At 68.4% G+C, this 8,466-nt stretch carries 8 protein-coding genes and 1 pseudogene; 3 read left to right on the plus strand and 6 right to left on the minus strand.

All coding sequences use genetic code 11. The features are described from left to right. Positions 1-384 precede the first annotated feature (384 nt). The 4 genes and pseudogenes from GUY59_RS44725 to GUY59_RS44740 all read right to left on the minus strand — a co-directional run bounded on the left by GUY59_RS44725 (position 385) and on the right by GUY59_RS44740 (position 4,845). Positions 385-1,623 (minus strand): IS256 family transposase, encoded by a 1,239-nt coding sequence (locus GUY59_RS44725; RefSeq protein ID WP_252375246.1) that lies wholly within the window; start codon positions 1,621-1,623, stop codon positions 385-387. Positions 1,624-1,827: 204 nt separating this feature from the next. Continuing rightward, positions 1,828-2,010: pseudogene (locus GUY59_RS44730) on the minus strand (transposase); the annotation flags it as partial. 20 nt (positions 2,011-2,030) lie between these two features. After that, positions 2,031-3,641, minus strand: a complete 1,611-nt coding sequence (locus tag GUY59_RS44735) for an ISL3 family transposase (protein WP_236668114.1) — start codon at positions 3,639-3,641, stop codon at positions 2,031-2,033. Positions 3,642-3,837: 196 nt separating this feature from the next. After that, positions 3,838-4,845: a helix-turn-helix domain-containing protein gene (locus tag GUY59_RS44740; RefSeq protein WP_138208317.1), complete on the minus strand. Its 1,008-nt coding sequence runs from the start codon at positions 4,843-4,845 to the stop codon at positions 3,838-3,840. A gap of 309 nt (positions 4,846-5,154) precedes the next feature. Between GUY59_RS44740 and GUY59_RS44745 the strand changes: the two genes are divergently transcribed. The 3 genes from GUY59_RS44745 to GUY59_RS44755 are packed head-to-tail and all read left to right on the plus strand — an operon-like array spanning position 5,155 to position 6,634. Then, positions 5,155-5,601 (plus strand): EF-hand domain-containing protein, encoded by a 447-nt coding sequence (locus GUY59_RS44745; RefSeq protein WP_236668112.1) that lies wholly within the window; start codon positions 5,155-5,157, stop codon positions 5,599-5,601. Further along, positions 5,598-6,395 carry a terpene synthase family protein gene (locus tag GUY59_RS44750; RefSeq protein WP_138208315.1) on the plus strand — a complete coding sequence of 266 codons (798 nt, stop codon included), beginning with the start codon at positions 5,598-5,600 and terminating at the stop codon, positions 6,393-6,395. Before GUY59_RS44745 ends, GUY59_RS44750 begins: the two co-directional genes overlap by 4 nt. Then, positions 6,392-6,634, plus strand: a complete 243-nt coding sequence (locus GUY59_RS44755; RefSeq protein ID WP_138208314.1) for a hypothetical protein — start codon at positions 6,392-6,394, stop codon at positions 6,632-6,634. The genes GUY59_RS44750 and GUY59_RS44755 overlap by 4 nt, the downstream gene beginning before the upstream one ends. Here GUY59_RS44755 and GUY59_RS51115 read toward each other — a convergent pair. Continuing rightward, positions 6,622-7,350 carry an ABC transporter substrate-binding protein gene (locus GUY59_RS51115; protein WP_330849304.1) on the minus strand — a complete coding sequence of 243 codons (729 nt, stop codon included), beginning with the start codon at positions 7,348-7,350 and terminating at the stop codon, positions 6,622-6,624. The two genes, GUY59_RS44755 and GUY59_RS51115, sit on opposite strands and share 13 nt — an antisense overlap. Then, positions 7,260-7,781 (minus strand): ABC transporter substrate-binding protein, encoded by a 522-nt coding sequence (locus GUY59_RS51120; RefSeq protein WP_330849303.1) that lies wholly within the window; start codon positions 7,779-7,781, stop codon positions 7,260-7,262. Before GUY59_RS51120 ends, GUY59_RS51115 begins: the two co-directional genes overlap by 91 nt. Positions 7,782-8,466 lie beyond the last annotated feature (685 nt).

Raw genomic sequence — 8,466 nt, forward strand, 5'->3', positions numbered from 1 at the left:
GCGGTGGTCGCGCAACAAGTACAAACGACTCCGAGGCCGCAGGAAAGCCCAAGCCCAGTGGGACACGGTCGTGAAGACGCGACCGAAGTTCTTCGCCCACTGGATCTGGGTGAACACGGTCCCGATCGTCTGGTGACCAGAACGACAAGAGCCGTGTAACGAGAGATTGTTACGCACGGTTCTGTGGGAGCCCCGGGCTGAGATGCCCGGGGCGACCCGACCGGTGCCATCCGTAGTTACTCCAGCCGCACTTAGGGCTTGGGGTTGGCGAAGCGCCGGACATGAAGCGGCCACCGCCGTGACCATGGATGTGTGAAGATCGATGACGGCCGCGTCCAAGATCGTGGTGTTTGAGAATGAAGCCACTCTGCGATCTGATGCTATTTAAGCAGCAATAGCATCTGTTGTCACATTTGTGTCGTTATCATCTTCATCATCCTTTTTCTCGGCGGCTTTGCGGCACTCGGCCAGCACTTCCAGTCCGAGATAACGCCGCCCCTCGGTCCACTCGTCGTGCTGCTCGGCCAGCACCGCCCCGACCAACCGGACGATCGCATCGCGATGCGGGAAGATCCCGACCACGTCGGTGCGGCGGCGGATCTCCTTGTTCAGCCTCTCCTGCGGGTTACTGGACCAGATCTGCCGCCACACGCTCTTGGGGTAGGCGGCGAAGGCCAGGATGTCGTCGCGGGCCTCGTCCAGATGCGCCGCCGCCTTGGGATACTTGTCCTCCAGCACCTGCACCACCTGCCGGTGCTGGGCATGCACCGAGGCGGCATCCGGCTGCTCGAAGACGGTGCGCAGCATCGTCGCCACCCACGGCTGAGCCGCCTTCGGAACCACCGAGCTCAGATTCCGGGCGTAGTGCGCCCGGCACCTCTGCCACGACGCGCCCGGCAAGGTGGAGGCGATCGCGTCGCGCAGCCCGGCATGGCAGTCGGAGATCACCAGCGAGACACCGGACAAGCCACGGGCGACCAGGCCGCGCAGGAACGCCAGCCAGCCCGCCCCATCTTCACTGGAGACGACGTCGATACCGAGGATCTCCCGGTGCCCGTCAGCGTTCACCCCGGTCGCCACCAGGGCGTGCACGTTGACCGTCCGCCCGCCCTCGCGCACCTTCTGTGTCAGCGCGTCGACCCACACGAAGATGTAAGGGCCGGCGCCCAGCGGCCGGCTGCGGAAGTCGGCCACCATCTCATCCAGCTCCCGCGCCATCACCGACACCTGCGACTTCGACAACCGGGTGACGCCGAGCTGCTCGGCCAGCTTCTCCACCCGCCGGGTCGACACCCCCAGCAGGTAGGAGGTGGCCACCACCGAAGCCAAAGCGCGCTCGGCCCGCCGCTGCCGCTCCAGCAGCCACTCCGGGTAGTACGAACCGTGCCGCAGCTTCGGGATCGCCAGCTCAACGGTCCCCGCGCGGGTGTCCCACTCGCGGCGCCGGTAGCCGTTGCGCGAGTTGAGGCGCTGCTCGGACACCTCGCCGTAGCCGGCGCCGCAGCGCTGCTCGACCTCGGCGTCCATCATCATCTGCGCCATCTGCACCACCATCTCGCGCAGCACATCGGACGACGCCGTAGCGAGGGTCTCGTCGAACCACTCACCCTCAGCAGGCAGAATGTCTTTAGCGGCCACTTCTCGTTCTCCTTCTTTGCCTTCGACAGCTGTGAAGGATCGCGGAGTGGCCGCCCTCATGTCACATCGATCTTCCCTCACGGGCATCAAGGTGACGTACAGGTTCAAACCCGTACACCACTCCCGTGGACGCTAACCGGGCCGCCCGCGGGTGTTCCCTTCTTGGTCGCAGGGTCGGGTTGTGGCTGGTCAGGTCGGTGCGGGCAGGGCTTGCAGGCGGGCAAGTGCGGTGAGGATGTCACGGGCCCAAGGCCAGCGCCCCGCCAGGCGCAGCCGCAGCCGGCGGCCGCCGCGCACCAGCCGTCCGGCCACCGCGAACAGCCGCAGGCGCAGGCGTTTGGGCTCGTAGCTGCGGGCGGCGGTGCCGGGCAGCGCGGTGTTCTTGGCGGCCATCACAGCGCCACCTGCTCATCGGTGTTGTTCAGGCCGAACAGGTCGTCGTAGTCGGACAGGCGGCGCTGTTCGACTTCGGTCAGCGCCGCGGGGACCGTGCTCAGGCGCTGGCTGCGGAACGTGCGGGCGGCGGCCAGGTGCTGCGGGTCGGTGAGCGTCTGGTGGGTGGCCCAGCAGCGTTCGTGCCGGGCGACGTTCACCCCGCCGCAGGTCACGGTGACGTGGTCGAGATCTGCCCGGATCTCCGCTGCCCAGCCTTCCAAGTCCTCCTCGCCACGGCGGTGGACTAGCATCTCGGCGAACTGGCGCGTCAACTCGGTGACCGAGGCGAGTTCCGGGCAACGGGCGGTGATCTGTTCGAGCTTGGCCAGATCTTCGGCGGCAACCTTGCTGGGCGGCTGGACGATCCAGCCGGTGACTTCCCGGATCTTGGGCGCGGGCGGCGTTGCGGGTTTGACGGTTGTCGAGCGGAGCTTGGCGGTGAGGCGTCGGAGCGTGCGGGCGCTGCCCAAGTAGCCGCGTTCGCGCAGTTCAGTCAGGAGTTGATCGGTGCTGCGGCAGCCTTGCTCCCAGCGTTGCTGCAGGTAGGGAAGATAGACATCGAGGATCGTCCGATGTGGTGCGCGCTCTTCGCTGATGAGGCCATCGGCGATGGCGGCGGTGGCGTAGCGGCGCACGGTCTTGCGATCTAGCCGCAGCTCGCGGCTGATCTGAGTGATATTCATCCCCTGAGCGAGGGCCTGGAGGATCTCGGCGTGCCGTGCCCTGATGCGGGCCGCCGAGGGGCTTTCCTCGCGGGCCGGCTCCAGAGCGGCAGGAGGATCCACGATCTCGGGCTTGGCCGGTTCACGCAGGCGCGCGCGGTGCCGAGACACAGCCCGCTGAACCGCGCCGGACAGATTGTGGAGCAGATGCCAGCGGTCGGTCACCTGCACCGCCAGCGGGGCGCCGCGCTGCGCGCCTTCGGCATAGCAGCCGGCCCGGTCCCGGCAGATCGCCTCGACCCCGGGATGCGCCTCCAGCCAAGCCGCGAACGAGTCCGCCGAGCGATCCGGCAACAGGTCGACCACATGACCGCCTTCCACGTCGACCAGCACCGTCCCGTAGGTATGGCCCTTGCGCCAGGCGAACTCATCGACCCCCAGCACCCGCGGAGTCGCCACCTGCGGATCCGGCAAGCTCCGCAACAGCCGCAGCAGCGTCGAACGGCCCACCGCACAGGCCAGACGGGCAGTATGACGGGCACCGGGCCGGCCACCCAGAGCCAACGCCACCATCCGCAGCATCGACATCAGCCCCGCCGCGCGCCGGCCGTGCCTGCTGGTCAGGCCGGGAACCTGCTCGGCGAAGGTCCGCTTCTCACAGGCGGCGTTGTCGCAGAAGAAGCGACGTACCCGCACTTGGAGCAGCACCTCCTGCCCGGCCACCGGCAGATCCGCCAGGCACCGCTCATAGCGGCTATGAACCCGCACCGACTCACAGCCACAGGCCGGGCATTCACCCTTCGGCTCCGTCGTCGCGGCCTTCACCCGCACGGTCGCGCCCACCCGATGCACCCGTTCGATACGAACGGCGGCAAGGTGTGGGAACACGACCGCCAACAACTCCATGATCGACACAGAGCAGCGTCCTGACACCGGCACCGGCCCGCATCCGGCTCGACATGATTGTGATCTTGGAAGGACAGCTGATCACGGAAAGTGGGCCAGACCCACACGCACTTGGCCGTTGACAGCGTGATGCCGGTCTCGCCGGTGGCGAGTCGAGGATGGCGTTACCCTTCACTCACCTCGAACGACGCGGTCGTCACCGCCGCGAGCGGCCCTGGGCACCTCGTTCACGCTGGGCCGCCCACTGCCGGTAGTCCCTGGGCGTCATGCCGTACGCGGCGCGGAAGGCGCGGCTGAAGATCGCGGCGTGGGAGAACCCGCAACGAGCGGCGATGACGTGGATGGGCGTGCCGCGGAGGGCGGAGTCGGACAGCTCACGCCGCGCGAGCTCCAGCCGCCGCTGGTGCAGGAAGGCGGCGACGGTGGCGGACTCATCCATGAACAGGCGGTGCAGGTAGCTGACGGAGATGTGGTGCGCCGCCGCTATCTCACGCGGAGTGAGCTGCGGGTCGCGCAGATGGTGCTGAATGAACGCCCGGATCCGCAACAGCAGGGTCCGTCTGCGTGACTCCTGCGGGAGCGCGGCGTCGCGTTCCAGGACCTGAGCGAAGAGTGCGGACACCAGGTCGGTCGCGACGGTCTCCAGCCGCGGCCCGTCGGACGGCCCATAAGAGGCGCTGTTCCCCGCCACCCCCGTCAGAAACCGACTCAAAAGCGCGCCGAACCCCTCTCGCGCCGACAGTTGACGCCCCGTCAGCCGATTCAGCCCGTCCTTCGGCAACGGCAAGGACCGCTTGGGGAGCTCCAGTCCCACACCGACGTGCCGGCCGCGATCGTCGGCCACCCGGACCTCGACGGGACGCGAGGAGTCCAGGACGCACAGGCTGTGGGGGCCGAAACTCGCCGCGAGGCCGTCGTGCTGGACCGTCATGGTCCCGCGCAGCGGGATCGCGAGATACACCCACTCGGGATCGCGCATCTGGATCAGCCGAGGAGTACGCCGTAAGACGTGCCCCTGCTGGACGGTCATCGACCACATCAAGGCGCCACCGGCCTGCAGGAGCCGTCGCGAAGCCCGGAAGTCCCCGCGCTGGTCGCTGTCGACCTCCAGCGGTACGTGCTTGCGGAGGGCGAGCTCGCGCCAGTGCTCGAACCGGTCGGGCGCGGGTACGTCCTCGCTTCGGGACACCGCCTCGATCACCATGGTTTCTCCCTTCGGACCCGCGCCTGGAACAGCGCATGCTCGCCTTCCTTGAGACGTCCCACGTGGCGGAAGTGTGACAGCCGGGCTCCGCCGGTGCGGTTCCTGGTGACGATCTTGTCGCCATATGGAGACTTAGGGTGTGAGATCCGCTGCGTAGGGTGATTGCCGGAAGTTGTGCCTATTCACGGTGAAAGGACGGGGTATGGCCATTGATCTGCAGGTGCTCAAGATAGCCGGTCGTTCGTCCACATCGACGTCGATGGCAACGGTGCCATCACCCGGGACGACCTGCAGGGGCTCGGCGCCCGGTTGCTGGTCGGCTTCGGCGCCTCGCCGGCGGGGGAGCGGGGCCGGCGGGTCGCCGATTCCTTCGACAGCCTGTGGGACACGATCTCCGCCGCGGCCGACCTCGACCGCGACAGCCGCATCACCCCGGACGAGTACCGCGCTTCGGTGATCGCCTCGTTCATCCACGGCGACCGTTTCGAGCCGGTCTTCCGCCCGGCGATCGAGGCGGTGCTCGCGGTGACCGACACCGACGACGACGGTCTCGTCCAGCGGCAGGAGTTCGAGTTGCTGCACGAGGCGTTCGGCCGGTCCGGGGAGGACAGCGAGCATGCCTTCGCGGCGCTCGACCTGGACGGCGACGGCGTGCTGAGCCGTGAGGAACTGTTCCACGCGGCCCGTGACTACTACACCTCCGCCGATCCCGACGCCGTCGGCAACCTGTTCTTCGGCAGGCTTTCCTCCTCATGAGCGGGCCGGCCGATGCCCGGCCTCATCTGGGAGAGCTCCTCCAGCGCGTTCCTGCCCTGGTCGGCCGGTGCCGCATCCACCCGCGTACCGATGCCGCCGGCCGGCAGGTGATGCGCTGGGCCGAGCAGGCGGGGCTGACCGGTGACGCCACCGCCCTGCGGCGGCTGCGGGCCCTGGACGGACATCGTATGGCCGGGCGGGTCTTCTCCGACTCCGGCGACGACAAGCTCGTGCTGTTCTCCCAGTGGCTCACCTGGGTCGTGCTGCTCGACGACCGCTGGGACGAGCGCGCCTGTCCCACGCCGCAGGAGATCGACCATACCTACACCCGGCTGCTCCAGGTGGTCGATCATGACCGCGAACCGGAGGGCGCCGATCCCATGGAACGGGCCTTCGCCCAGCTCTGGGGGATCACCGCGGCCGGGATGGGTCCTGCCTGGCGCGGCCGGTTCCGCGCCCATCTGGAGCTCAACCGCCGCAGCACCCACTGGGAGATCGGCATCAGGCGGACCGGACGGTTCAGCCCGCTGGAGGAATATCCGGCCCACCGCCGGGTCGCCTCCGCCTCGTTCATCTTCGACGCCGGAGAGGCCGTCCTCGGCACCGAACTGCCCGCGGAGCTGATGAGCCTGCCGGCCTGGAGCGACCTCGCCGACGCGGCCAACGATGTCTCCACCTGGGTGAACGACGTGCTCACTCTCGACAAGGACGCGTACGAGGCTGATCTGTCCAACTACGTCCTGGCCGCCCGGCATCACCTGGACCTGTCGACCTCGGCGGCCATCTCTGGGTGATCGATCGCATCGCCGAGCGCGCCACCGACCTGCATCGCGCCGCACGCGCCTTACCCGGCGTCTATCGCCGCCTCGGCCTGTCCCACGGCGCCGCCCGGGCGGCAAGCAAGGTCGCCTGCGCCTACCTGGCCCTCCCTCACGCCAACGTGGAGTGGATCTGCGAAGCAGGCCGTTACGCGCACGGCGGGCGGCGGACCGCGTACCCGGGGTTCGCCAGGGTGGCGTCTCAGCCGGTGTGAAGGATCCGGATGCGATCGGGTTCCGCCGGATCTCGGTCGACGACCTGGACCGGCGGCCAAGCCCACTGCCACACGCTGATGTCCGGCGTACGGGAGAGCCGGATCTGCCCGCGGGTGCCTTCGACCGCGACGCGCGACCAGGACTTGGCGGTGCTCGCCCGGTCCGTGCCGTGAGAACGCAGCACATCGGCGAGGACGGTGACCGTGTCGTAGCCCTCGAAGGCGACGAAGGACGGCGTTTCGGTCAGCCGCTCGTGGAGGGCCTTCTCGACCCGTGCACCGAGTGGGCTGAGGTGCTCGGGCAGGTAGCGCAGGAACGGGATCGCGGCGCCGTCGTCGCCCAGCGACGTCGCCCATTCGGCGAACTCCGGCTGCCCGGCCGGAGCACCGATCATGATCTCGGCGAGGCGCTGGTCGCGGCGGACGGCCTTGACGATCGACACCGCCGGTTCAGGGATGCCGGCCAGAAGAAGGAGGGCTGTCGCGCGGTTGCCGACGAGTTCGTCGCACACGGCCGTGGGGGAGAGCCGGCCCAGGTCGAGTTCGATGACGGTGCCGCCGCGTGGAGCGAGGTGGTCCCGCAGGATGCGGGCCCCGGACGCCCAGTAGACACTCGACTGGGCTGCTACGGCGATTCGAGTGTGGCCCGCGTTGAGGAGGAAGTCCGCGTAGATCCGCCAGCCGTGGGACTGCGCGGGGGGAGGCGCGCGACCCAGTCCGTCGGCTGTTCTGTGAGCGCGTCGAGAACCGCCGACGAGCAGAGGAACGGCAGGCCGAGGGCGTCGGCCCTGGCGGCGGCTGCGCGGGCGACGACGCTGTGATACTCCCCCGCCAGGGCGGCCACGCCCAGGTGAGCCAATTCATCCACGGCCGCCTCGGCCCGCTGCGGATCGGCCGCGGTGTCCCGGACGACCAGCTCAAGCGGCCTTCCGGCGATCCCGCCGGCGTCATTGACCTCGCGAACGGCCAGTTCGAGTCCGGCGAGCAGGTGCCGGCCCGCCTCGGCCCAGCCAGGCCGGGTCAGCGGAACGAGAGCACCCAGGGTGAGGCCGAACGCGCGTTGGCGCGGTTGACCGAGCTGCTGGCCGACCTTGGACTGCAGCCGAAGGCGGCCAGGACCCGGATCGTGCGTGCGCCACGTGCGCAAGAGGGAGAGGTTGCGATGTAGGTAGGAACCTCGATCGATTGTGCTGCTGCGTGGAAGATGAAGGTTGTGGCCCTTCGGCGTCGCTCTTCGGGGAGAGGCGTCAAACCGCCCACTGCGGCATTGGCTGAAGACCGTTGTCGTGAGCGAGTGGGAAAAGGCGCACGTTGATGCGTCAGGTGGGGATCCGCCCTCGCGAGGCTCGCGTTATTCCTCGGTAAGAAGCACAAACGGGGGCGCAAGTGGGGCTGGCTTCAGGTCGTCTACACCGACCCGACCCAGCTCGGGCTGATCAGCCTCAATGGAGCCGTCGTCGCTCCCAGGCCTTTCCGACCTTGGCGGGCATCGGCCGAACGCCGTCGATGAAGGGCGTCGGAGAGCCGTGTGCGGGAGAACCGCATGCACGGTTCGAAGTGGCGGGAGCTGGAAACGGAGCCAAGAACCTGGTCAAGGTCACTGGGGTGGCACACCCGTTCGGGAAACCGGCGGAATCAAGGCCTCAGGTCCTGCCACCAGGAGAAACCACCGCGCCAGCTCCCGACCCTACCGCGACCCATTACTTATCTAAACGGCATTGTTGCGCCACGCGCACGGAGAGGAGCGGTCTGTGAGGTAGGAGAGGACCGTATCGCTGTGCTGCTGCACGGAAGATGAAGGATTGGTGGCCCTTCGGCGTCGTCCTGCGGGG

The sequence above is a fragment of the Nonomuraea sp. K271 genome, assembly GCF_009908215.1.
Classification (GTDB): domain Bacteria; phylum Actinomycetota; class Actinomycetes; order Streptosporangiales; family Streptosporangiaceae; genus Nonomuraea; species Nonomuraea longispora.